Origin of the sequence: Phaeobacter sp. BS52 (assembly GCF_045040595.1) — a bacterium.
GTDB classification, from domain to species: Bacteria; Pseudomonadota; Alphaproteobacteria; order Rhodobacterales; family Rhodobacteraceae; genus Phaeobacter; species Phaeobacter piscinae.
Genome location: NZ_CP090663.1, coordinates 44068 through 68854, shown reverse-complemented (window position 1 = coordinate 68854; position 24787 = coordinate 44068). Strand labels below are relative to the sequence as shown.

General features: G+C 63.7%; 19 protein-coding genes and 6 pseudogenes. 12 read left to right on the top strand and 13 right to left on the bottom strand.

The features are described from left to right. Positions 1-757: 757 nt before the first annotated feature. Positions 758-1897 carry a polysaccharide biosynthesis/export family protein gene (locus L0Z65_RS17755; RefSeq protein WP_102898525.1) on the bottom strand — a complete coding sequence of 380 codons (1140 nt, stop codon included), beginning with the start codon at positions 1895-1897 and terminating at the stop codon, positions 758-760. A 108-nt stretch (positions 1898-2005) separates the two neighbouring features. Between L0Z65_RS17755 and L0Z65_RS17750 the strand changes: the two genes are divergently transcribed. From L0Z65_RS17750 to L0Z65_RS17720, 7 genes and pseudogenes are all read left to right on the top strand, one after another. Beyond that, positions 2006-2947, top strand: coding sequence for an NAD-dependent epimerase/dehydratase family protein (locus tag L0Z65_RS17750; protein WP_405112672.1), 942 nt, complete (start codon positions 2006-2008; stop codon positions 2945-2947). Further along, positions 2944-3555 carry a sugar transferase gene (locus tag L0Z65_RS17745; RefSeq protein ID WP_040175771.1) on the top strand — a complete coding sequence of 204 codons (612 nt, stop codon included), beginning with the start codon at positions 2944-2946 and terminating at the stop codon, positions 3553-3555. The genes L0Z65_RS17750 and L0Z65_RS17745 overlap by 4 nt, the downstream gene beginning before the upstream one ends. Positions 3556-4061: 506 nt before the next feature. Continuing rightward, positions 4062-5938: pseudogene (locus L0Z65_RS17740) on the top strand (polysaccharide biosynthesis protein). Positions 5939-6221: 283 nt separating this feature from the next. Then, a complete protein-coding gene (locus tag L0Z65_RS17735) occupies positions 6222-6674 on the top strand; it encodes a YjbH domain-containing protein (protein WP_405112669.1) in 453 nt (150 codons plus the stop codon). A 106-nt stretch (positions 6675-6780) separates the two neighbouring features. Next, on the top strand, positions 6781-8445 hold the full coding sequence (locus L0Z65_RS17730) for a YjbH domain-containing protein (protein WP_392341744.1): 1665 nt from the start codon (positions 6781-6783) through the stop codon (positions 8443-8445). After that, a complete protein-coding gene (locus L0Z65_RS17725; protein WP_392341706.1) occupies positions 8442-9167 on the top strand; it encodes a YjbF family lipoprotein in 726 nt (241 codons plus the stop codon). Before L0Z65_RS17730 ends, L0Z65_RS17725 begins: the two co-directional genes overlap by 4 nt. A 180-nt stretch (positions 9168-9347) precedes the next feature. After that, the gene (locus tag L0Z65_RS17720) at positions 9348-9557 is read left to right on the top strand and encodes a hypothetical protein (RefSeq protein ID WP_096873599.1); all 210 of its coding nucleotides are present in this window, start codon (positions 9348-9350) and stop codon (positions 9555-9557) included. A 140-nt stretch (positions 9558-9697) separates the two neighbouring features. On the opposite strand, the pseudogene L0Z65_RS17715 reads toward L0Z65_RS17720, so the two are convergent. From L0Z65_RS17715 to L0Z65_RS17670, 10 genes and pseudogenes are all read right to left on the bottom strand, one after another. After that, a pseudogene (locus L0Z65_RS17715) lies at positions 9698-10454 on the bottom strand (amino acid ABC transporter ATP-binding protein). After that, positions 10451-11126, bottom strand: a pseudogene (locus L0Z65_RS17710) (amino acid ABC transporter permease). The pseudogenes L0Z65_RS17715 and L0Z65_RS17710 overlap by 4 nt, the downstream one beginning before the upstream one ends. Before the next feature lie 8 nt (positions 11127-11134). Next, positions 11135-11911 (bottom strand): amino acid ABC transporter substrate-binding protein, encoded by a 777-nt coding sequence (locus L0Z65_RS17705; RefSeq protein ID WP_392341705.1) that lies wholly within the window; start codon positions 11909-11911, stop codon positions 11135-11137. A gap of 245 nt (positions 11912-12156) precedes the next feature. After that, complete coding sequence (locus tag L0Z65_RS17700) at positions 12157-12321, bottom strand: hypothetical protein (RefSeq protein ID WP_392341703.1); 165 nt, start codon at positions 12319-12321, stop codon at positions 12157-12159. Positions 12322-12355: 34 nt separating this feature from the next. Beyond that, the gene (locus L0Z65_RS17695; protein ID WP_392341702.1) at positions 12356-14518 is read right to left on the bottom strand and encodes an AMP-binding protein; all 2163 of its coding nucleotides are present in this window, start codon (positions 14516-14518) and stop codon (positions 12356-12358) included. Positions 14519-14669: 151 nt separating this feature from the next. After that, positions 14670-14885 (bottom strand): annotated as a pseudogene (locus tag L0Z65_RS17690) (AMP-binding protein); the annotation flags it as partial. A gap of 478 nt (positions 14886-15363) precedes the next feature. After that, positions 15364-16392 (bottom strand): annotated as a pseudogene (locus L0Z65_RS17685) (condensation domain-containing protein); the annotation flags it as partial. 577 nt (positions 16393-16969) lie between these two features. Beyond that, positions 16970-17524: a hypothetical protein gene (locus tag L0Z65_RS17680; protein ID WP_392341700.1), complete on the bottom strand. Its 555-nt coding sequence runs from the start codon at positions 17522-17524 to the stop codon at positions 16970-16972. A 17-nt stretch (positions 17525-17541) separates the two neighbouring features. Next, a complete protein-coding gene (locus L0Z65_RS17675) occupies positions 17542-17928 on the bottom strand; it encodes a hypothetical protein (protein ID WP_392341698.1) in 387 nt (128 codons plus the stop codon). 141 nt (positions 17929-18069) lie between these two features. Continuing rightward, positions 18070-18981 carry a polysaccharide pyruvyl transferase family protein gene (locus L0Z65_RS17670; RefSeq protein WP_392341696.1) on the bottom strand — a complete coding sequence of 304 codons (912 nt, stop codon included), beginning with the start codon at positions 18979-18981 and terminating at the stop codon, positions 18070-18072. Positions 18982-19292: 311 nt separating this feature from the next. Here L0Z65_RS17670 and L0Z65_RS17665 point away from each other — a divergent pair. Beyond that, positions 19293-20538: pseudogene (locus tag L0Z65_RS17665) on the top strand (glycosyltransferase family 4 protein). Positions 20539-20661: 123 nt separating this feature from the next. On the opposite strand, the gene L0Z65_RS17660 reads toward L0Z65_RS17665, so the two are convergent. Beyond that, positions 20662-20958: a helix-turn-helix transcriptional regulator gene (locus L0Z65_RS17660; RefSeq protein ID WP_405112662.1), complete on the bottom strand. Its 297-nt coding sequence runs from the start codon at positions 20956-20958 to the stop codon at positions 20662-20664. Then, the gene (locus L0Z65_RS17655; protein WP_392341695.1) at positions 20955-21539 is read right to left on the bottom strand and encodes a hypothetical protein; all 585 of its coding nucleotides are present in this window, start codon (positions 21537-21539) and stop codon (positions 20955-20957) included. Before L0Z65_RS17655 ends, L0Z65_RS17660 begins: the two co-directional genes overlap by 4 nt. A gap of 974 nt (positions 21540-22513) precedes the next feature. On the opposite strand from L0Z65_RS17655, the gene L0Z65_RS17650 reads away from it, so the two are divergent. From L0Z65_RS17650 to L0Z65_RS17635, 4 genes are read left to right on the top strand one after another with little or no spacing between them, the layout of a single operon-like run. Further along, positions 22514-23143, top strand: a complete 630-nt coding sequence (locus L0Z65_RS17650) for a hypothetical protein (protein ID WP_392341693.1) — start codon at positions 22514-22516, stop codon at positions 23141-23143. After that, positions 23136-23345, top strand: coding sequence for a hypothetical protein (locus L0Z65_RS17645; protein WP_405112658.1), 210 nt, complete (start codon positions 23136-23138; stop codon positions 23343-23345). The genes L0Z65_RS17650 and L0Z65_RS17645 overlap by 8 nt, the downstream gene beginning before the upstream one ends. A 29-nt stretch (positions 23346-23374) precedes the next feature. Then, positions 23375-23695: a helix-turn-helix transcriptional regulator gene (locus tag L0Z65_RS17640; protein ID WP_392341689.1), complete on the top strand. Its 321-nt coding sequence runs from the start codon at positions 23375-23377 to the stop codon at positions 23693-23695. Beyond that, on the top strand, positions 23692-24558 hold the full coding sequence (locus tag L0Z65_RS17635) for a hypothetical protein (RefSeq protein WP_096873606.1): 867 nt from the start codon (positions 23692-23694) through the stop codon (positions 24556-24558). The genes L0Z65_RS17640 and L0Z65_RS17635 overlap by 4 nt, the downstream gene beginning before the upstream one ends. Positions 24559-24787: the final 229 nt, after the last annotated feature.

Here is a 24787-nt window from a genome sequence, read left to right as displayed (position 1 = left end):
GCCATCTGCACCCCGCGACCGATCCAGACGTCATTGCCAATGCGCACGGGCGGCGATTTGGTGTTGAAACGGGCATGTGGTGCATAGGTTTCCACGCCCAGGCTGCGGGCCAGTTTCTGATAGTAAGGACCATAGCTGAACGGGTGGGAAGACACCCGCCGGATCGGGTGACGATCCCCCAGGACCCGCAGCCCGGCCGCAATCGAACAGAAGGCTCCGGCCGACCAGTTGCGGGAGGGGGAGTGGCTGTAACTCATGTAGCCGATGCTGCTCAGTGGCAGCAAGCCACCCGATTTCAGCCCGTGCCGGGTGACAACCGAGAGTTTCACATCCGGCGTGAAGCTAAGCCGCTTGAGCGTGGCAAAATCACTATCTACGCGCCAAGGCTTCGGCATCACATGAGAGTCGATCAGCAGTGCGCGCAGGCTGTCGGTGACACGAATTGTGGTGGGTTTCATTGCAGAAATAAGGACTCTGAATAAGGGCTATCAATGAGAAAATCAGACCGAACCGGCCACAGGGCTGAAGACGGGGCTGAAGACGGGTCAGGACTGGAAACCGGGACAATATACGCGCGCATATCTATCGCCTGCAGACCGGGAAGGCCAGTGCAAACGATCTGCTATGGGTTGTTCTTCTTGTCTTGAAACAGAAGAGGCCGCAGCGATCAGGGCTAGGCACGCCTGCGGATCAGATCGCTGCGGTTTATGGCTGGTCCGGCGCGTGATGGCTGGCAGCACCGTCAGGTTGTTTCGGATCAGAGCGCGCCTGCGCGGCTGAAGACGCCGAAGAAGTTGCCGATGATATTGGAGATGGTCAGCGCATCATTCACTGGCGCCTCGGTGGCGATCAACAGATCCCCGGAGTTGATCTTGAAGCGGCGCGCCGAGAACAGCCCGTCAGCTGAGGTGAGATCCAGCGTGAACACCACCCGGGGCTGGCGCGGACCACGCTGGCCCGGCGCGAGGGCGCTGTCGGGGTATTCGCGCAGCACCAAAAGCCCCTGCGGATCGGCGCGGCTGTCCTGAAAGCCGCCCGCCACCGACATGGCATCCATCGCCGACATCTGATCCTTGGTGAACGTGTGCAGATCCTCACGGCCGGTGGCCCCGAAAGACAGGAAATAACGCGCGTCCTCTTCCACAAACACCCGGTCGCCGCCACGCAGGAGCGTGTCGCGGCGCGGATCATTGAGCAGGGTCTCCACCGAGGTGCCATAGATGCTGCGCCCGCGCACCAGACGGATCTGCGGATTGTTGAGGCTGGCGCTGATGCCGCCGCCCGCTGCAATCAGTCCCATCACCGTGTAATTGCGATCCGGCATCGGATAGGTGCCGGGGGTCTCAACGCCGCTGACCAGATCTACCGAATTGCCGCGCCCTTCGGTCATGTCCAGCTGCAGCTGGGCCGAGGGCACGATTTCTTCCATGGCAGTTTGCAGTTTTTCGCGCGCCAGATCCGGGGTCAGCCCGTTCACATTCACATTGCCCACATAGGGCATGAAGATGCTGCCATTGGCCGCCACCGTCACATCCTGCAGCTGCACCATTTTCTCATCCGGGGTGGTCAGCAGGGAATTGTCGCTGCTGTCCCAGATCCGCAGGGTCAGCAGATCTCCGGGCTGGATGATCTGGGTCTTGGCGCCCTGGGTGGCGCCGATCCATTTCAGCGGGCGTTTGCCGCTATGGGCACCGCCGCTTTCAGGGCCGGTTTCAGGCCAATGGCCCACCGTCGGCAGAAAGGCGCGGGTGACGGGATAAAGCGCAAAATCGGCATCCGCATCATCGGCGGTTTTCAGGATCTCTTCGCTGGCGGGGGCGCCACCGGGCAGGCGACCGCAGGCTGCCGGCAGCAGGGCGAGACCAAGAGCGGCAAGCAGGAGGGAAAGACGGCGCATGAGGATCCTTGTCCGAAAACAGCCGGAAACGGCTTGATTTTTGTTCCCCGCAAGATACTGGGCATGCAGACTGCGTCAACCGCATGGGCAACGGTAACAGGGGGGCTGATGCGTTTTCCACCCACATTGAGACCCATATTGATCCTGGGCGCCTCCGGACGGATCGGCGGGATCCTGCGCCACCAATGGGCCTCTGCCGGGGCGGACCTGCGCTGGCAGCGGCGGGCGCGGCCTGACGGGGCAGAGCCCGACGCAGAAGGCTGGCATGTCTTTGATCCGCTGGCGGATCCAGAGGCGCTGGCCGCGGCGGCGCGGGGCACGGCGGCGATCCTCTGTCTGGCGGGTCCGGTGCCCGGCGGCGCGGCGGGCCGGGATCTGAGTGCGCGCCAGCTGATGCAACATCGTGATCTGGCGCTGGCCACACTTGAGGCGGCGGCGCGTGTGCGCGACGCAGAGACAGGCGCGCCGCGGCTGCTGCTGGCCTCGTCGGCGGCGGTCTATGGCGTGGCCCCCGGCCCCCTGAGCGAAGACATCCCGCTGGCCCCGGTGGCCCCTTACGGGGTGGCCAAGGCCGAGATGGAACAGGCCGCACAGGCGCGTGCCGCGGAACTGGGGCTGGAGATCAGCCTGCTCAGGATCGGCAATATTGCCGGTATTGATGCGATCTTGGGCGGCTGGCGGGCGGGGTTCTGTCTGGATCAATTTGCCGATGGGCAGACGCCCCGGCGCAGCTATATCGGCCCCCGGACCCTGGCGGAGGTGCTGGCGACCCTGATCCAATGTCCCGATCTGCCGCAGGTGCTGAACATCGCCCAGCCGGGCGCGGTGGCGATGGGCGATCTGTTGCAGGCGGCGGGGCTGGACTGTGCCCGCAGGCCCGCGCCCGCGCAGGCCATCGCCGAGGTGCAGCTTGACGTGACGCGGCTGATCGGGCTTTTGGCGGATCAGCTTGCGGCCTTGCCCGCCGCCAGCCCGCAGGATCTGGTGGCTGAGGCGCGCGCGCTCACCCTGCTGCCCCAATCCGCCCCTGATAAGGACACCCGCATATGACCTGGCGCAAACGCCTCTTTGATCTCTTCTTTGCCAGCCTTCTGGTGGTGGTGCTGGGCCCGGTGCTGCTGGGGCTGATGGCCTGGCTGCTGCTGAAGGAAGGCCGCCCGCTGTTTTACGTGGCTGAACGGATGAAGGGGGTCGATCAACCCTTTGCCCTGTGGAAACTGCGCACCATGCAGGTGGTGGCGCAGGACACCGGGGTCTCCGGCGGCGACAAATCGGCCCGCATCACCAAGACCGGTGCCTGGCTGCGCGGCAAGCGGCTGGATGAATTCCCGCAGCTGTGGAACATCCTGAAGGGGGATCTCTCCTTTGTCGGGCCGCGCCCGCCGCTGCGCCAATATGTTGAGGCCAATCCCGAGCTCTATGCCCGGGTGCTGAAATCGCGCCCCGGGGTCACCGGGCTGGCCTCCATCACCTATCACAAACATGAGGCTGCTCTGCTGGCGCGCTGCACCACCTCCGCGGAAACCGATCAGGTCTATTCCCGCCTCTGCGTGCCGATGAAGGCGCGGCTGGATCTCATCTACCAGCGTCACCAGAGCATGTGTTACGACTTTGATTTGGTGTTTCAGACCATCGGCAACCTGTTCCGGCGTGGCTGAGGGATGAGATTGCGGGGCGATTCGGCGATTCTGCCCCGGTCCGGGCGGGTCCAGACGGGTGTGTCCTGCCCAAGCTGCCCCCTGGGGCGGTCCCGCGCGCAGAGGGATCGGCCAAACCCTGCGTCAGGCCTGCACAGACGCCGCCTGGGGGCGCCAAAACGGGCAAATCACCGTCAGACGGCGCTTTTTTGCTGCCCGTGGTTTTGTATTAGCCCCGAAATACGTCTAAAGTGATGCTCGGGGCGCCCATGAAACCCCCGGCGTAGGGCCTGTCACACCTGCTCCGGAGGGACCAGGGGGCACCCGGAGGGATAGACGACGCGAGACACATCCCGATGCCAGAGAGAGCCGTCACATGCGGGTCCGGGGGTCTGGCGCGGGGAATTGATAAAAACGCATTTGAAACGATGCGCGCCAGAACGATCTCGGCGCCACATCGCGACATATAAACAGGCCGCCCGGACTGCGAGGCGGTCACCGGGGACTGGAAGTGGGGACGGCCAGGGATGTTCAATCTGATCAGTGCGCTGTCACGCAAACAGAAATCCTATATTTTTCTCACCATTGATCTGACCCTGATCCCGCTGGCGCTGTTCCTGACCTTTCTGGTGCTGCCCTTGCCGGGATCCGCTCTGGCCACGCTGGCAGCGATGCTGCCGGTGCTGCCTTATGTGCTGGCGCTGGCGGCGGCGGTGGCACTGTGGCTCGGATTGCCCAAGGTGCAGCTCAATGCCTATGAACGCCATGCGGTCGGGCTGACGGCGCTGCTGGCCTCAATCACCGCCGCTGCCACGGCCGGGCTGACGCTGCTGTTTGGTCCTGATCTGCCGCCCGGCACCCATGTGGTTTTTGCCACCACCTATTTTCTCTGCCTGCTGGCGGCCCGTGCCCTGCTCTATCAGGTGGTGGTGGCGATTTACCGCCGCGCCCAGCCGCGCTGCCGGGTGCTGATCTATGGCGCCAGCACCACCGGCGCCCAGCTGGCGCAGGCGCTGAAGGCCCATGACGGCATCGATCCTGTTGCCTTTGTCGATGACAATACCTCCCTACAGGGGGTGACACTGGTCGGATTGCCGGTGTTCCCGCCCGCCCGCATCGCCGAGATCGCCGAGGCCCGCCAGATCAAGCGGGTCTTGCTGGCGATGCCGTCGCAGAGCCAGCCGAAACAGGCGCAGATCATCCAACGACTGCAGCGGATGCAGCTGGAGGTGCAGGCGCTGCCCTCCTTTGCCCAGCTCATCGGGGAAGAGGCGCTGGTGGACAAGCTGACCCCGGTGGCGCCGCAGAATTTCCTGGGCCGCGCCACCCGCGATGTGCCCCTGCAGGAGGCCAGCGGATCTTATCAGGACCGGGTGGTGCTGGTTTCCGGCGCTGGGGGCTCCATCGGCTCCGAGCTTTGCCGTCAGGTCTTGGCCTGCCGTCCGCGCAAACTGGTGCTGTATGAGCTGTCGGAACTGGCGCTTTACACCATTCATCAGGAGCTGGAGCAGCAGGTCGAAGGCACCGGGATCGAGCTGGTGCCGGTGCTGGGTTCTGTCACCGATCCGCGTCAGGTGCGTATGGTACTGGCCCATCACGGGGTCCAGGTGGTGCTGCATGCGGCGGCGTATAAACATGTGCCCCTGGTTGAGGCCAACCCGCTGCCCGGTCTGGCCAACAATGTCTTTGGCACGCAGACACTGGCCCGGGCCGCCGCGCGCAGCGGGGTGGAACGCTTCATCCTGATTTCCTCGGACAAGGCAGTGCGCCCGACCAATGTGATGGGCGCCTCCAAACGCATGGCGGAACTGGTGGTGCAGGATCTGGCCACCCGCAATCCCGGCACCGTTTTCACCATGGTGCGTTTTGGCAATGTCTTGGGCTCTTCGGGCTCCGTGGTGCCGCTGTTTCAGGAACAGATCAGCCGCGGCGGGCCGGTCACGGTCACCGATCCGCGCGTCAAACGCTATTTCATGACCATCCGCGAGGCGGTGCAGCTGGTGCTGCAGGCTTGGCGCCGAGGCGCTGGGGGGCGAGGTGTTTGTGCTCGACATGGGCGAGCCGATCTCAATTCTGCAACTGGCCCGTCAGGTCATTGAAAGTGCCGGTTATTCCGTGCGGGACGACGATCACCCCGACGGCGATATCGCCATCGATATCATCGGCCTGCGGCCCGGAGAAAAGATGCAGGAAGAGCTGACGCTCAGCTCGGATCTGATCACCACCGGCCACCAGAAGATTTTCTGCGCCCGCGAAGCGGTGCTGTCGGAAATCGAGGTTGCAACCCTGATCCGGGGCCTGCGTCAGGCCGTGGCCGCTCGGCGACGAACGGGTTGCGCGGGTCCTGATCAAACGCTGGGTCGAGGGCTACCGCGCCCCGGAAGAGGATCGCAAGACCTCCTGAACGCGCCTTGGATCCGCCTTGCTGGCAGGAACAGGAGGAGCAGGGGACCTGCGACGGGGTCTTGCAGCTGGCACTATAGTTTACGGGTCACAGCCCAGCCAGCAGCGGTATCAGGGCAGGCCAGATCGTTGATCCGCCTGCGGGTTTTGTGGTCTAACCGGACCAACACCAGCCGCAGGGGCAGGGCGGCCGATCCGCCCTTCATTGCTCCGGCATTTCGACCAGACCACAAGCCAGACAACAAGGCAGTCCGAACCCGTGATCCCCAGTCTTCGATCTCTTCATGTGGCGCGGCTTTTGCCAATGGCCCATATGCTCAGCCGCCCGTATCCTGGCAACCTCTGTGGTCATGGCCTCGGTGGCACTCTCTGCACAGGCGCAAGACGCGCTCACCACGCCCAAACCGGAGGCGCCGCGTTTCAAACCGCTGCCCGCCCCCAGCCTCAACTTCTACGGCTCTCCCGGTCTGGTGGATATGCCAAGCGCGGAGATGCTGCCGGACGGGCAGTTTACCTCGACCTATTCCTGGTTTGGCGGTCAGGCGCGCTACAATCTGACCTTTCAGGCCACCCCCTGGCTCAGCGCGTCCTTCCGCTACAATGGCATCCAGACCAATGGCGCCCAGATTGGTGGGTTCAGCACCTATTACGACCGCGGCTTTGACGTGCGGCTGCGGCTCCTGCGCGAGGGGCGCTATCGCCCGGCCGTAACCCTGGGTCTGCAGGATTTTGCCTAGCACCGGGATTTATGCTCGGCGAATATATCGTCGCGACCAAGAATTTTGACACCCCGGCGCTCAGCCATCGCGGCGGCGCGGGCTTAGCTAAAGCTGACCGCTCGACCTGGGCTGGGGGCGCCTGGGAACCAACGGCTCCATCGGCAGTATCACCGGCACCCGTCCGGGGTTCGTTGCCGGTGATACCGGGGGCGAATTGTCCTATGATCAGTGGTTCCGCGGCGAGATGGCGCCGTTTGCGGGCATCGAATGGCAGCCCAATGACCGCTGGGGGTTCAAGGCGGAATATTCCTCGGATGCCTATGTGCTGGAAACCGGCGCCCCAAATGTGTTTGAGCGCAAATCCTCCTTCAACTTTGGCGCCGAATATCAGGCCAGACCAGGCCTGCGGTTGGGGGCCTATTATCTTTATGGCTCGGAACTGGGCGTCACCGCACAGATCCAGCTCAATCCCAAACACCCCACCCAGCCCATGCGGGTCAACGCGCCGGTGCCGGTGGCGCCGCGCAGCAGCTGGGCCACCGAAGAACGCCATTGGACCCGCGACTGGGCCACAAGCACCCGCGCCAAGACCACCCTGCGCGATGCGCTGGCCGAGGCCTTGCAGCAGGACGGGCTGATCCTGGAGGCGCTGAGCCTGCCTGAAAATGGCACCGAGGCTGAACTGCGCTATCGCAATCCGCGCTACCGCGCCCAGACCCTGGCCATTGGCCGCAGTGCGCGCGCCATGGCGCGGCTGCTGCCGCCCTCCGTGGAGACGCTGAAAATCGTGCCGATGCGCGGCGGGCTGGCGCTGTCACAGGTGGTGATCCGGCGCAGCGATCTGGAGGCGCTGGAACATAACCCCGACGCCACCGAGGCGCTCTGGGCGGTGACCGGCCTGCAGGCCGCCGAACCGCTGGCTGAAGAGGCGCTGGTGTCAGGCGATCTCTACCCGGCGTTTTCCACCTCCCTCAGCCCCTATACCGCGCCCTCCTATTTTGACCCTGAGCTGCCGTTCCGGCTGGATGTGGGTGTGGATCTGAAGGCCTCTTATGCACCGGCTCCCGGCTGGCGCATCGCGGGCACCATCCGTCAGCGCGTCTGGGGCAATGTGAAGGATGGGCGCGCCTCCAATTCGGTGCTTCCCCGAGTGCGAACCGATCAAAATGAATATGCCCAGTTCAGCACCACGCTGGAAAATCTCTATGTCACGCGGCAATGGCAGATGGGGCGCGATCTCTATGCCCGCAGCACCGTCGGCCTGTTTGAAAGCATGTTTGGCGGGGTCTCGGGCGAGGTGCTGTGGAAACCGGTCTCCAGCCGTCTGGCGCTGGGGGTCGAGGGCAATTACGTGGTGCAGCGCGATTATGATCAGCGGCTGTCGTTTCGTGATTACAAAACCTTCACCGGCCATGCCTCGGCCTATTACCAGATGGACAAGGGCTATCATCTGCAGGTGGATGCCGGGCGTTATCTGGCCGGTGATTATGGCGCCACCTTTGCGCTGGACCGTGAATTTGCCAATGGCTGGCGGGTCGGCGGGTTCTTTACCCTCACCGATGTCTCCTCGGAGGATTTCGGCGAAGGCTCTTTTGACAAGGGCTTCCGCTTCAGCATTCCGCTGGACTGGCTGCTGGGCAAACCCAGCCGCAATACATTCGGCATGACCGTGCGCCCGACCCAGCGCGACGGCGGCCAGCGGGTGCATGTCCCCGGTCGGCTTTATGGCCAAATCCGCGAGGCCCATCGCGCACAGCTGACCCGACAGCGGGCAAGGATCTGGGAATGATGACGCCTGTGACCACACGCCTCGCCGGGCTGCTGCCAATCCTGGGTCTGCTGGTGCTGTCCGCCTGCAGCCGCGGGCCGGATCAGGCGCCCCTGCAGGTGGAACTGCTGCGCAGCCTGTCTGATAAAGTCAGCGCCCGCCTGTCCGGCGGCAAGGGAAAACAGGCAGCCCGCCCGCCGCTGACCCGCGCTGGTCTGGATGAAATCAAGGACCCCTATATCGAGGTCACCATCGAGAAAAACGATGTCTTTGCCTATCTGTCGCGCCAGCAGCTGCGCCGCGATGACAGTCCCGGCACCGTGGCGGTCTGGCGCACCGAGGACAATATCAGCCTGACCCTGCGCAATGGGGTGCTGGTGGCGACGCGCAACCTTGGCAATGACATCCTGTCCAGCTCAGCGCTGGTCGAAGGGAACACAGGTGGCCCGGTGCGCAGTGGCGCGCGGCGCTATCATATCCGCGGGCTGGACAATGGCGCCTGGCAGCTGGATATGCTCTGCAGCCGCCGCGATCTGGGTGTCGATCCCATCGTGATCGTTGAACTGCGCTACCCCACCCGTCACATCGAGGAACGCTGCCATCCCAGCCAGCCGGGACGCGGCGGGGAGATCGTCAATGACTACTGGGTAGATTCGCGCAGCGGCCGGGTCTGGCAATCGCGCCAATGGGCTGGGCCAAATGTGGGTTATCTGCGCATCCGCCAGCTGACCACCGGCGGCTGACTCCAGTTCTGACGCGTTAAAAACAGGCGGTTTGGGGCCATATCCGCCCAAATGAGCGATATCTCGGCAACGGCAGAAAAAAAATTCCAGCCGCCGGGATATTGCTGCTAAAAGCTGCGTTGAATTCACGAGGTAACTCACCTACTCTCGGCTCAACGGTCTCCAAAGGAGTTTTGGATTATGAACAAGTTCTTCGCAGCATTCGCTCTGGCCACCCTGGCCGCAACCACCACCGCCTCCGCTCAGGATGAAGGCACCCCGACCCTGCTCGGCGGGACCGGCCTTGAGCAGGGCACTCTGATCGCGGGCGGCGTTGCCGGTGCGGTCATTCTGGGTGTGATCCTGAACGACGACGACGAAACCAGCACCAGCACCACCACAACCAACTGATCATTTGTGATCAGGCCGGTGGGGCGGGATCGCAGATCCTGCGCTGACAGCGTCTTATGAATGACCATCCTTGGATGGAAAAAAGCGGGCCAATGGCCCGCTTTTTGCATTTGGATATTCGGGGTACAGAAGAGGGCCGGTCACCCCACCCGGCGCAGGAAGGCCCGCGTGCGGGGATCCTGCGCCGCATCAAAGATCTGCGCCGGCGGGCCCTGTTCCACAATCCGCCCGCCTTCCATGAACACCACCCGATCGGCAATTTCGCGGGCAAACTGCATCTCATGGGTGACGATCAGCATGGTCTGGCGCTCTTCGGCGACCTTGCGCATCAGCGCCAGCACCTCGCCCACCCATTCGGGGTCCAGCGCCGAGGTCGGCTCGTCAAAGAGCATCAGCTCGGCCCCCAGCGCCATCGCCCGGCCAATGCCGACGCGCTGCTGTTGCCCGCCGGACAGGCTGGCGGGATAGGCATCGGCCTTATCCGCCAGACCGGTCTCTGCCAGAATGTCCAGCGCGCGGGCACGGGCGGCGTCGCGGGGCTGTTTCTGCACGGTGACCAGCGCCTCCATGATGTTTTCCGCCGCCGTCTTATTGGCAAACAGCGCATAGTTCTGAAACACAAAGGCGGTGCGCTTAGCGCAGGGCCAGGATCTCCGCCTTGCTGACGCGGGCAGCCTCCACCTCCAGATCACCGATGCGGATTTGCCCACCGTCCGGTGCATCGAGAAAATTCAGACAGCGCAGCAGCGTCGATTTACCCGTGCCCGAAGGGCCGATAATGACGATCCGCTCACCGGGTTTAATGGTCAGGTCGATGCCATCCAGCACCACGCTGTCGCCAAAGGTCTTGCGCAGCCCGGAGATGGAAATGGCAGTGTCAGCTTGTGCGTCGTTCATCGTGCATAGGCCTTGTTCAGATGTGTCTCCAGCAGCCGCTGCACCAGCGACAGCGCCTCCACCAGGATCCAGTAGATCACCGCCACCACCAGGAAGGCTTCAAAATAAAGGAAACTGCTTAGCCGCCTCTTTCTGGGTGGCGCCCATCATTTCCGTGACCCCAAGGGTAAACGCCAGCGAGGTGCCCTTGATCATGTCGATGAAGTAATTGACCAGCGTCGGCGCCGCGATCCGGGCCGCCTGCGGCAGCACGATGCGGCGCATCATCTGGCCACGGGTCATGCCGATCGACTGCGCCGCCTCCCATTGGCTGCGATCCACGCCGAGAATGGCGGCGCGGATGCTTTCGGCCATATAGGCGGCAAAATGCAGGGTCAGCCCCATGATCGCCGCACTGACCCCATTGATCTGGGTCAGCACCGACAGCACCTGCGGCAGCCCGTAGTAGAACAGGAACAGCTGCACCAGCAGCGGCGTGCCGCGAAAGAAGCTGATGAACAGCACCACCAGCTGATCCAGCACCGGGATCCGCAGCACCCGTTCCACCGCCAAGAGGGACGCCAGTACCAAGGCCAGCGCCATCGCCACCACTGCCATGAACAGCGTCAGCGGCACATAGCTGAGCAGCACCGGCACCAGCCCCAGCATATAGGCGATGTCCAACCCCTGCATCTACCGACTCACTTCTCAGCCGGGGCGGAAACCGCCGTGATATCGGTGCCGAACCATGTCTGCGAGATCTCGGCCAGCTTGCCGCTCTCGCGCAGCGTGCTCAGCGCCGCATCCACCCGGTCGCGCAGCGCCAGGCTGTCCGCGTCCTGACGGAAGGGCAGCGCATTGCGGATCTCGGAGAAGGGCGCGCCCGCCAACGCCAGCGGCAGCGGGCTTTCCTGGATCAGCTGGGCCGAGGACACCCGGTCCATCACAAAGGCATCGACCCGCCCCAGGGCTGTATCCTGGGCGATATTGGCTTCATAGGTTTTGATCTCGATCTTATCGGCCTCTGGCAGTTCCCGCAGCAGTTGCTCGAAGTTGGAACCGAGGTTCACCGCCACGGTCTTGCCCGCCAGATCAGCGGGGCCTGCGATGCTGTCCTCATTGCCGCGTTTCACCACCACCTGGGCGCCGTCGATGACATAGGCTTGGGTAAAGGCAAATTTGGCGCTGCGCTCCGGCGTGATGGTGATCTGGTTGGCGATGGTGTCGATGCGGTCGGATTCCAGCGCGCCGATCAGACCGGAAAACGACATGGTGACAAATTCCACCTCCAGGCCGGTTTCCTCGGCCACGGCGTTCATCACATCCACCTCAAACCCCTGCAGCACGTCCTGACGCACAAAGGTGAAGGGAAAATAGCCACCCGACATGCCCACACGCAGCGTGTCAGAGGCAAAAGCGGACGATGCGGCAGTCAGGCTCGCAGCGGCGGCCGCGGCCCAGGCAAATGTTTTCATCATGTCAGAGATTCCTTTTCTTTTCCGCCCCGACCTAATCCCCCTGACGTCGGGGACCAAGATGTCGCGGCACTGACCATGGCAAATAAGCCCGCCTGTTCGCAGGCAGGCCACGGGCGGGGGATCGGTTCACATGACAGACGCCGTAAAGCGGGAGTTTGTTCCCCCCGCGGGCGTGTTTTTGCGGATTTGTTCTGATCAGGGCAGAGAAAAATCCAGGATCCACGGCGGATCCGCTGCCGCCTTGGTCAGGCCTGTCCTTTGATCCCTGATTCATGCGGATCCGGACGCTGCATGATGCGGGCCATATGCCGGGCCATATCCTGCACATTCGGCTCCTGCAGGATCGACAGATGGGAGCCCGGCACCTCGATCAGCTCAAACCCTGCCGCCGCCACCGGCGCCCAGCCCAACCCCTGACGCAGCCCCTCGGGACTGTCAAAGAGATCATCGCCGAGCCCGGAACACGGTCAGCGGTGTGGCCAGCGGTTCCGGCGTGTAGCGTTCCACCGATTGCTGGTTGGCCGCGATCAGCGCCTCGATCGACAGCGCGCCACCGCCGCCGGTCCATTCCAGCCGCCGCCGTTCAAAGGAGTTGCGCAAGGTCTCAATCCGGTGGCGGGCCACATGGCCCAGATAGGCCGGTCCCATGCGCCGGAGCAGCCCCAGATGGGCGCCCAGTCTGGCCCGCCCCTGCACCCGGCTGCGCCCGGCCGGGCCTTCGGCATCAAACAGCGCCACCAATCCCAAGTCGCGCCCCGCCGCCAGCAGCTGACGGGCCAGTTCAAAGGCAAAATAACTCCCCAGGGACACTGCCGCCAGATGCACAACTCCGCTGGGGTAATGGGTCTGGATTTCCTCCAGATACAGTTTTGCGGTGGCGCGCACCCCGGTGGGGGTGCGGCTGTCCAACAGGCCGATGCTCAGCCCATAGACCGGCTGGTCCGGGCCAAGCGCAGCAGCCAGCGGGCGATAGAACTCCTCGTTGCGCCCCAGCACATGAACGCCAAACAACGGCGCGCGCGCGCCACCGTCCTGAATGATCACCAGATGATCGGGCAGGGTGTGGCCCTCCGGTGTTTCCGGGCTGTCACCGCCCTCATCTCCCAGGCTCAGCGCGTCCGCCAGCGCCCGCGGGCTGGGGGTCAGATGCAGCGCCGCCAGGCTCAACCGCTGGCCCAGTTCCGCCTCGATCCGGCCAATCAGCCGCATCGCCAGCAGAGAATGGCCGCCGCGATCATAGAAACTGTCATCCACGCCCAGATCGGGCTGGCCCAGCAGATCCGCCATCATCGCCATCAGCTGCTGCGCCAGTGGCGAGGGCGGGGCGCTGGTGTCAATCGCCGCGCCGCCGTTGCGGCGCAGGCGCAGGCGCAGGCCGCTTGAGGCCTGTGTCGGCGCGGGCAGGGCGGCCATGTCGATCTTGCCCCCGGCGGTGCGGGGAAATGCCGCCACCGGCACCAGCGCCGGGCGCATATGGGCAGGTAGATCGCGCTGCACCACCTGTTGCAGCGCCGCCAGATCCGGGCGGGTATCGCCAGCGCTTTCTTCGGTGCCAGCTTCTCCGGCCTCCCGAAGGCCCCGCACCCAACAGCAGAGCTGCGCCGCAGGGCTGTCCTTGCCATGCACCGCCACCAGCGCCTGCAGCTCCGGATAGGCGCGCTCCAGCACCTGCTCCACATGGCGCAGATCAATGCGAAAGCCGCGCAGTTTCACCTGCCGGTCCTGCCGCCCGAGAAAGGCCAGCGTGCCATCCCCGCGCCAGGCCGCGCGATCACCGGTGCGATAGATCCGGGCGGCGGGGCAGCTGGCGTGGTGCCCGCCGCCCGTATTCTGCGGCGCAAAGGGATCGGGTCGAAACGCCTTTGCGGTGTCCTCCGGGCGGTCGATATAGCCATCGCTCACCGCCGGGCCGCCGATCCACAGATCCCCCGCCACCCCCGCCGGGGCGAGACTGCCATCCGCCGCCAGCACATAGGCGCGGGCATGGGCGGTGGGGCGGCCGATCGGGACATCTTCATGCGCCTTCACAGGGCGCCCCTGATCCAGACCCGGATCATGCAGCGTACAGGTGATGGTGGTTTCCGTCGGCCCATAGCCATTGAGCCAGCGCACCCCCGGCACCAGCTGCTGCCAGCGTGCCAGGGACTGTGGGTTGACCTGCTCGCCGCCGACGATCACCAGCCGCACCGAAGGTGGCAAGCTGCGGCCACTGTCGGCCATCACATCACAGAGCACATGCCAGAAGGCGGTCGGCAGATTGAGCACCGTCAGCTCCAGCGCCGCCACCCGGTCCAGAAACAGCCCCGGTGCCCCGATCATATCCGGCGCACGCAGCACCACGCAGGCCCCGGACAGAAGGCTCGGCAGCACCTCTTCAATGGCGACATCAAAGGACAGGCTGGCAAATTGCAGCATCCGGTCATTGCTCTGCAACTCAAAGGCGGCGGTGATGGCGCTGGCATGGGCCAGCAACGCCCGCATTGGCACCCGCACCCCCTTGGGTTTGCCGGTGGACCCGGAGGTATAGATCACATAGGCCAGCCGCCCCGGATCCGGGGCTGAGCCGCAGCGGCCTGTCCGGCTGTTCCGATAGCTCAGATCCCGCATCAGGGGCCACCCAGACCAAGCCCTCCGGGGTTAGGGCGGCATCGTGCCTATGTGCAGATTGCCCTTTGTTAGAGCCAATATCAGGCCCTGATACCGTGCCATAGTCCGGCCCACCAATGCCCAGCCTGGTGCCGCTGTCCTCCAACATATGGGCAATCACCGCCGCCGGGTAGGTCGGGTCCACCGGCAGGAAGGCCGCGCCGACCTTCAGCACCGCCAGCATGGCAATGATGAACTCCGGGCTGCGCGGCAGGCAGATGGCAATGATATCCCCGGCCATGGCTCCCTGCGCCTGCAAGGCCACCGCCAGATGATCCGCCCGGGCCTGTAGATCGGCATGGCTCAGAACCGCGCCCTCGGGGGCCATCTGCAGCGCCGGGGCCTCCGGCATCCGCGCTGCCGTGGCCTCCAGCCGGGTTGCCATGCAGGGCGGGGCTGCCGCCATCTCCCGCGCCAGAACCTGCGCCAGCGCCGGATCCGGGCGACCCTGTTGCAACAGCTGCACCGCCTCGGCCTCCGGCAACATTTCCAGATCGCGCAGCGCCATATCCGCAGGGGCCGTGGCCAGGCTCTGCAGCAGCTGACACAGATGGTCCAGCATGTGTTCCACCTGGCTGGCTAAGCAAAACTTCGGGGTCATATTCCAGCATCAAAAGCGGCTGGGCATCACCATAGACCGCCAGCGTCAGCGGCATCGCCCCCTCTTCGCGCAGCTCAACGCGGCGCTGGGTCCAGGGGTTATCCGGGTCATCTCCCCCCAGGCTGCGCATCCGCGCATTCAGGCTGTCGCGTTCAAACATCACCATGGTGTCAAACAGCGGCACGCTGCCCGGCAGCCCGCACCAGCGGCGCATATCCGCCAGCGAGGCCTGTTCATGCGGGCGCAGCGCCACCGCATCGCGCCGCAGCGCCGACAGCAGCCCGTCCACAGTTGTGGCCCCGGACAGATGCAGATGCAGCGGCACCGTATTGATCAGACAGCCCACCGTGCGCCCGCAGCCTTCCAAAAGATAGCGCCCGGACCGGGTGACCCCGAAAACAGCGCTTTCCCGGCCGCTCCAGCGCGCCACCAGCAGCCCCCAGGCGGCATGGATCATATTGGCCAGGGTGGCTGGTCCTGCGTCATTCTCTGTCGCAACCCCACCGGCCCGCTGCACCAGCGCGCGGCGCAGCTCGGCCGGCAGCTGCCGCCGCAGGATCTGCTTGCGCCCATGGTCCGCATCCGGCGGTGTCCCAGCAGGTCGATCATCCGGCCCGGTCAGCCGGGCAATCTGGTTCGGAGTTTCAAACCCGTCCAGATGCGCCCGGAAAAACGCCTGGCTGGTCGGCTGTTCAGACACCTGCGCCACGGCGGGGCTAAAGGCCTCAAAGCTGGTCACAGGCGCCGTGGCGGCAGGCAGCTCGCCCCCGATCAGCGCCGCAAAGACATCTTCCAGCACCACCGCCATACTGCGGCCATCGACCAGCACATGGTGAATGGTCCAGACCATCACCGATCGGTTCGCCCCCAGCCGCGCCAGCATCACCCGCCAGGACACCGCCTGTTCCAGCGCGCAGCCCCGATTGCGATCCTCGCTGAGAAACTGCTCCAGCCGCGCCGCCTGATCCTCCGCCTCCAGCCCCTGCCAGTCCTGTGTCTCCACCCCGATCTGATCGGTGGCCGCATCCACATCCGCGACCTGCAAGACCGGCAGCGGGCGGCCCTGCCACAGCACCGCACTGCGCAGCACCGGATGACGCGCGCAGACCTGCTGCCAGGCCACCTGCAGGGCCCTCGGATCTGGCGCTTCGGCGTCCAGATGCACCACGATCTGTTCCAGATTGACCCAAGGTCTGCCCGCGGCGGCGCTTTCATACAGCAGCCCCTGCTGCATCGGGGTCAGCGCGATTTCCTGACCGCTGCTGTGACCATGGTTGCGCTCTCCGGATCCTTCGGCGGGGGGGGCGGAGCCAGGTCCAAAGGAGGCCTTTGTCGCAGCCCGAACGTCGGGTTGGGCCTGCGATTGGGCTAGGCGATGGAACCTGTGGCTGGGCCTGCGAAAGATCACTCATGATGCCCCCTACCTGACACCGGGTTTGGGCCAACCCGGGCCATACCTCTTCATGCTGTGCCGCCCCCGGATCACCCGGGTATCACGTCACTCTTAATATCCACTTTTTAGCGGTCCCCTCAGGCCAGGATCACCCCCATGATCCCAACCGCAGACCCAAGGATACCAGACCCGGGGACGGGCAAGCAACAAAACACCACCGGATTGCACTCACATCTCTGCCCGCCGCCTCATGCCTGCAGCCATGAGGCCCGCGTCTGTGAATAGATCAATCCTCTTAATCTATCTTATGTTAAATTAAGGCATATAGGCCTGATATCTGCAGGCGACAGATGCACAAAAAGGCCGCTCGTGAGAGCGGCCCTTTGGTGTTCACAGTTCCGGTCGGGCGTGGTGCGGATCACTCCGCCGGGGTTTTGTGCGGCACCAATGCGCCCAGCACCTCGTTCAGCGCCGCCGCGTCGCCGCCGCGCAGGCAGGTCAGCGCGGTCCGTGGCAGACGGCGTTTGGCGCGCAGCAACGGGGTCACCGGACGCTTGCTGTCATGGGACAGCTCAGCACTGATCAACCGCGCCCCGAAAGCATCCTGCAACCGCGTCACATGGGCCAGATCCAGCGGATGGTCGCCATGGATGGCATAGATCCGCGCCGCCGTATCACAGCCTGCGCAGGCATCGCGATAAGCGCCGCTCCAGTCCAGCTTGCGCGCGGCCGGGAACCGGGTCTCGCCGGGGATCAGATCTTCGGCCAGCGTGGTGATCGGCTGCAACGCCACCACGTTTTCCGCACCGATCAGATCGGCAAAGGCCATGGCACCAAAGGCCCCCATGCCGGAGCCCAGCACATGCACCTTGTCAAACCCGGCCATCCAGGCGCGGGTGTCCGGTGCCTGGAAATACTGCTCCAGATCCAGCGGACGGTACCAGTTCTGCTGATGCGGCAAGACCGACAGCACCGCATAGCCGGATTTGATCAGGAAACGTTCACCAAAACCCGGACGCAGGGGTCCTTGCGGTCCAGCGCCTGGCCTGCCCCTTCAAAGGTGACCACCAGCTCCCGCGCGCCCTCCGGATGCAGCCGCCGCATGGCATAAGACGGGGTCAGCGTGGTGGTGGGCCACAGCCCCTCCGGCAGCACCTCATCCGGGTCCTGCGGGCTGCGGATCGCGCCCAGATGGCTGCGGCTGTCCACTGCGGGCACCGGCTGAGGCTCCTCCGGCACGATGGTGTCGACCTCCAGGCCATGTTCGGCCAGCGCCGCCACATATTCGGTGTGGCGCTGGCGATAGGTCGCCTTCATCTTGTCCAGCATCTCGGGCGACAGATATTCATCCAGCACCGCCTTCAGCCCTTTGCGCATGAATTTCTGCGTGTTCAGCGCTGAGCAGGCCGAAATGTTCGGTCAGCTCCGCCACCCGGTTGTCATGCTTGAGGAAAATCGCTCAGCTGGCCCGCCTGCAGCGCCGCCACGCCGCCATGGAAACGGTCGCCGATATAGACATCATGCAGCATCGCCGCCTGCCGCCAGGCGCGCAGCCTCAGAGAAATAGTAATAGCGGTTGAAATCGACCTTATGACCGCATTTGCGGCTCAGCCAGCGATTGAGCTCTTCCGGCTGGGCAATATTGTTGCCCTCATTATAACCAAACCGGTCCTTGATGAATTTGCCATAGGCAAAGATCTCATCCTGGAACACATAAGAGGCCTCGATCTTGTCGAACGCCTTGGCCAGTTCGGTGCCGCGTTCAACGATGGCTCCCTCCCGCATGGAGAAATGGCCCGCGGTCATCACATTGGCCTGACGCCCCTTGGCCTGGGCCGCGGTGCCGTCAATGGCCATGATCGACTGCGGATAGACATAAAGACTGGGGCAGCCCAGCACGGTGGTGTTCTCCAGCCCGTTCTGCGCCAGCCACTCTGCCGTCTGGGTGCCACGTACCCCGAACAGATTGGCCCGCTCATTGAGCAGCGCCAGAAGATCGCGGTTGCCCGGCATCAGATCCTCAAACGCATGGCTGCCCTGCATCCCGGCGCCCAGTACCACAAAAGGCACCCGCCCATCCAGCGCCTCAAGCGCGGAAAACAACCGGATACCATCGTGGTTGGGGCGGATGAAATTGGCCAGCGACACCACGATCATGTCGAAATGCGCGGCCATGACTTCGGCATAACCGTCGCCGAGGTTTTTCTGCAGATTGGCGATATTGCCCACCGCAGACCCCTCGGGATCCTTGCGCAGGCTGCGGGCCGGGGCTTCGGCATGAATGATATTGCCGCGATTCCCGGTCAGCTTATGCGCCGGTTTCAGGCCAAACAACGTGTCCGTCACGGTTGGTGGCACGCCCAGGATACTGGACAGCGCCGGATCCGGACGATGGGCCGAAAGCACGGGAGCGTGGAAAAGGATTCTCATATATCACCAGATGTTACTCACCATGGGCCCCTGTAAAAACCGGGGTCATGGCCTGTTGGGAAAGGGGGTCGGCAACCACGCCAAGGCGTCTCCGGCAGCCGCAGCCCCCGGGATTGCTGCGTTGCGCGCATGTTAGCGCCGTGACCTCTGGGAACAAGCCCGGAAAGCCGCGCGCAGACCTCGGGTGGTGAAACCCTGCCCATGGTTTCGCCCTGGGTTTCGCCCTGGCGCGCCCCCTGCCCCGCGATCTGTGCCTGTGCCCACCTGTCGAAAGGGTTGCGCCCGCAGCGCTCTCGCGGCATGGATAGATCATGAAATTTCTCTTTGTGCACCAGAACATGCCCGGCCAGTACCGGGAGATGATCCAGTGGCTGGCCGATCAGGGCGAGCATGAGATCGTGTTTTTGACCCAGCGGAACGATGTGAAGCTGCCCGGCGTCTCCACCGCGACCTACAAAAGCCACCATCAGCCCGCCGCCGATGCCTATGGGCTGTCCAAGGATTGGGAGGCCGCGGCTAAGCAATGGCATTGGCGCCGCCCTCGCCGCGCGCCAGCTGGAGGCCAGAGATGGTTTCAAGCCCGATATCATCATCGGTCATACCGGCTGGGGGGAGCTGACTTTCATGAAAGAGGTCTGGCCGGATGTGCCGATTATTGGCTTCTTTGAATATTTCTACCGCACCACTGGCGGTCTGGTGGGCTTTGACCCGGAAAATCCCCCCGGCGAACACGCCGGGTTTTTCGCCCATGCCCGCAACACCGTGCCCTTTGCCAATATCGATGTGGTCGATCTGGGCCACAGCCCGACCTATTGGCAGCGCGACCGCTTCCCCAAAAGCTTTCACGACAAGATCTATGTCAGCCATGACGGCATCCGCACCGATCGGCTGCAACCGGACGCCAAGGCCAGCATCGGTCTCGGCCGTCTGCCCAAGCCGCTCAGCCGCGACGATGAGGTGATCACCTATATCGCCCGCAATATGGAACGCGCACGCGGTTTTCACGTGATGATGCGCGCCCTGCCCAAGATCCTGTCGGAACGCCCCAATGCGCGGATCCTGATGATCGGCGGCAATGAGACATCTTACGGGCGCGAAAGCACCCATCCCGCAGGTCTGCGTGGCGAGATGGAGGATGAGCTGGGCGACAGCGTCGACTGGAGCCGGGTGCATTTCCTCGGCCGGGTGCCTTACGGCGATCTGTGCAAGATCATCCGCATCAGCCGCTGCCATATCTATCTGACCATGCCCTTTGTGCTGAGCTGGTCGTTGCTGGAATCGATGTCGATGCAGGCCACGGTGGTGGCGGCTGATGTGGAACCGGTGCGCGAGGCGGTGACCCATAATGAAACTGGCATGCTGGTGGATTTCTTTGACCCCGGCGCGCTGGCCGATCAGGTGGTGGATGTGCTGGCCAATCCCGGCGCCTATGCCCATCTGGGCCCCAATGCCCGCGCCCATGTGGTGGAAACCTATGATTTCCTGACCCGCTGCATGCCCGAGCACGCCCGCCAGATCAACGCGCTCCTGCCTGCCAGCAAACAGCTGAAGATCTGACCCCTCACAGCGGGACTGGCAAGACCGATCCCGGGGTGATCTGCGTCGACCAGAGGCCCAGCCCCCCAGCATGGGTGCCCGGCCGACGCAGTCCCGACCTGCCCAGTCCCGCGCATTGCGGGATCAGGACAGGAATTGCTCCGACGCCCAGATCGCTGCCTGGGTGCGGTTCTTGGCGCCGATTTTGCGAAAACAGGTGCGCAGATGCACCTTCACCGTGGCCTCGCAGATGCCCAGCTCATTGGCGATGGATTTATTGGTGGCGCCATCAATCAGCTTGGTCAGGATCAGCCATTCGCGCCCGGACAGCCCGCAGGCCGCCGCCGAGGCCGGCATGCGGCGCAGGTCCTGTCCCGGATGCGCTGCCAGCCCGGCCTCAGCCGGGGCTGGGCTGGCCTCCCCGTTGAGTGTTCCGTTCATTTTCCCAGTGTCAGAGCCTGTTTTGCGAGCAACCCCGCTGCAGCGGTCTCCCCCCCAGCTCCCAGCCCCGAGGATGTCCCAGGGATTGCCCCGGGGATTGCCCCAGAGATCACCCCTGAGGTCGCTCCTGAAGCGGCCCCCTGCCCCAGGGTTTCACCCGCGCGGTCGCCCCCTGATGTGGTCACATCCGCCGCCCGCAGCGCCGCAGAGATATCCGATGGCACAATCCGATAGCCGCTTTGCACCACCCGCAGCGCCGCAATCAGCGCCTCTGCGGATTTGCGTTGCGGGATCACCGCCTCAGCATAGGCGCTGAGCGCAGTCTGCATGCTGGTGGAACATTCCCGCCCCATGATCAGGATCAGCAGAGAGGCGTCATTGCCCTCTTTGAACTGGCGCAATTCCTCCACCAGTTCCGGTCCCGTTTCATGGCTGTAGTATAAAACCAGATCGTCGACCCCCAACCCCGCAAGCGTTGACAGCTCATCGCAGCAGAGTCCGATCTGGTAGTCATTGCTCTGGCAAATGGCCAGAAACATGTCGCGCAACAAGCGACTTTCGCCCACAATATGCACAGGCATGATATACCCCCATACTCTTAAAAATCTGATCCAAACACGATCAGATGGTCTCAATGAATGATCTCCGGAACAGGGAGGTCACCGGGCCCTGGGTGCGGGTTTGGAACATCCCGCCCTGGCCCTCGCGGTGCGGCTGCGACCCCCGTCACAGATGGCACCCCGGTCTTGTCTTATGTGTCTGTCCTGTCCTTTCGATCAGATGACGGCCGGTTTTACGGCCTCGTCTGCCAGGGGGATCCCTCAGCAACCCTTCAGTGATCCCTCAGCCAACGGCCCGGCCAGCGGTGTGATCGGGACTTGCAAAATGACGGGCCCCAATACCTCTGGCCCCTGCCTCCAAATCGCAGCCCATATCGGCGCTGCACCGCTTTGCGGCACTCCAAAATAGCCCGAATCCATCCGTTTTTGTTAAAAAACTTACCTCCTGGAGAGATGTTGGCGCCACCATACATCCCTCCTAAAGTATTGTTTTTGATATAGGCTTTTGTTTTATCAACAGGAATATCCTCATCTGGCCTGACTCCAAAGATGTGGGAATTTCTCAATTTCAGGCCAGTTTTCGCAGGAATCAACAACCTAAGCATGTGTTTTTGGATCAAATCCTCCCGCCAAAGATGGAATCACTCTCCCTTTGCCCCCGCATGGGCGGCGCTCATACCTCTTCTGAGGTAGGTCTCTCAGACCGGGGCTCACAACCGGCGGATCTCCGCCAAAATGCAACCAATTGAAAAATATAAACATTACAGGAAACTCAAAAGGTGGCCTACCCTGTCACTTGTGGATTACCTAGGGTCATCCTGCTAGATATTGATGAAATCTCAATGTCCTGTGGGTTCTCCTATTGGTTGATCATCTGGCAGCCCCCGGATGGCCCGGAATCGCCTCGTCCGAAGGGGTACCCCCTCTGCGCAATTTGACCGCGGCGGCGATATGCTAGGCTGAGACATATTCGTTTTGATATGCCGGGGGGCAACATGAATGTGTTCGGGGGCGCCGTGATCCACACGGGCGAGATCGCTTTTGCGCGATCGTTTCAAAGACAAGTTTCATCCATCACCACCACGGCCATAGCTGAGATCGATTGCACCGGCTGCACCGGGTCCGCATCTGCCGGGCCAGGCCGTTTGCTGCTGACCACCTGCGAGACGGCCAATGGATCTCAGGCCAGTGATGCTCAGACAGGTCCAACGCAGGACAGCCGCAGCAAAGGCACGCTGCAGGCCCTGCTGCGCAGCGGATCGCTCTGCCATTGCACCCAACTGCATGATCCGCAGGAAAATCCCAACAGCTGGCCGGACTGGCTGGATCCTGCCGCCCTGCGCGCGGATGCCTCTGGTCACAGATCGGGCCGCTGGGTGGTGTTTTCCTGCCGTTTTGCCGATGGCAGCGAAGACCGGATCGCGCTGCATCTGGAGGGCAGCCAGCATGATGCCCACTGCATCGAGATCCTGCCTGCGATCTGGCCGCTGGCCCGCGAGGATGCGCTGCGCGAGAGGCTGACCCGCGCACCGGAGCCCAAAACCGCGCGCGACACCTCCGAGGCGATGCTCTGGACCATTTCCACCAAAAGCGACAGCGCGGTTCTGGTGCTGGATGGTGCCTAGCCGCTTGCTGGACTGCAATGAGGCCGGCTGTGACATGCTGGCGGCGGGCAATCTGCTGCGCAACAGCGACGGCGTGCTGCGTTGTGCCAACAGCAGCGAGACCCGCGCGTTTTACGCCGCGGTGCAAGACTGCGCCAAAACACCGGTTGAGGCCTCCGCTGCAGCGGTCATACGCCACGCGGCAGCGCCAGTCAGGAGCTGATCCTGTTCCTGCAGGATGCCAGCACCGGCATGCGGCTGCCGGTCTCGCTCACCTGTTATCTTTGCGCCGACACCCGCCATCCGCTGGTGGTGGCCATCCTGCCGCGCCAGCCCGACCAGCAGCGGATTGAGATGCTGGCCCAGAAAATGGGCCTCTCCCCGTGCGAGGCCCGGGTGGCCGCACTGATCCAGCTCGGCCTCTCGAACCGCGAGGCGGCCCATATTGCAGGCATCAAGGAACAGACCTTCAACACCTATGCCAAGCGGGTGCTGTCCAAGCTTGAGGTTGCCGGGCGCACCGAAATGGCGCAGCGGCTGACCTGGCAGGCCTCTCTGGGGAGAGCGTCATGAACAAGGTGACCCATGAGAGCCTCACCCAGGGGCCACCCGCACCGGTCGCGCCGACCTCCGCCTCGATCGGCGCCGCAGCTCTGGCCGCTCAGACCCGCCGCACGACCGAGGCGCGCGGGGACAAGATGCCCCAGACCGCAGAGGCCCCATCAGACCGACATTCAGACAGACATATGGAGAGCGCCACGGACAGCACAGACAAAAACGGCCCAGATCAACGCCTAGATCAAAACCCGGCAGATCCGGGCCAGACGGAGACAAGTCAGACGGAAGCGGGTCAGACGGAGGCAGATCAGACGGATACCAGCCTGACAGATACGGGGTCCGCCGGGTCGGCTCTGGCGCCGGGCGATCTGGAGCAGCTGGCCGCGCATCTGCGTGGCGGTCCCCAGCCGTTGGGCACCCGGGGCGATCTCATCGAACTGCACAAGCGGATCACCGGGATGTTTGCCACCCTCAATGAGGGGCTGGGCGAGATGTACGCCCAGAAGGCGGAGGCCGACCGCAGGGCACTGAGCGCCCGTATGGACACGCTGGAAGAGGCGGTGAACCGGATGGAAGGCGCGCTGCGTATCGAACTGGAGCCGGTGCTGCGCGACAGCTTTGCCAAAGCGCTGGCCAAGGACACCGCCGCCCGCCGCCGCAGCCTGGGGCAGCGGCTGAAGCGCGGGATCACCAAAGGTGGTGGCTTGGCCCTGATCCTGGCCCTCGGTCTGGCCGCGGGCACGCTCTATCACAGTCGGATCGCCACCACCTCAGGCACCGTCTGGAGCGCGGCTCAGGTCCATTGGGCCAGCTTTGTCGCCTTTGTTGAAACCACAACGGCTGATCCGGGCCAGTCACTGAACAGCACATCTGAATAGACTCTAACAAAGGAAAAAGAGTCTCCCTTTTTCGGGGGCGCCATATCTCTTGCAGGCAGGATCGCTGTCCCAAACCCCTGCCTGGCACAGAGAGCCGTAGAGAGACCCCGTCTGGCTGCTAAGCCTGTCCCACAGATCTCGCAGCGGAGCCAGCCATGCCTCTGACACAGCGCCCCCGAAAACCGACAATTTGAGGAAAATTTGTCCCCATTTGGGGGCATCCGCCCCG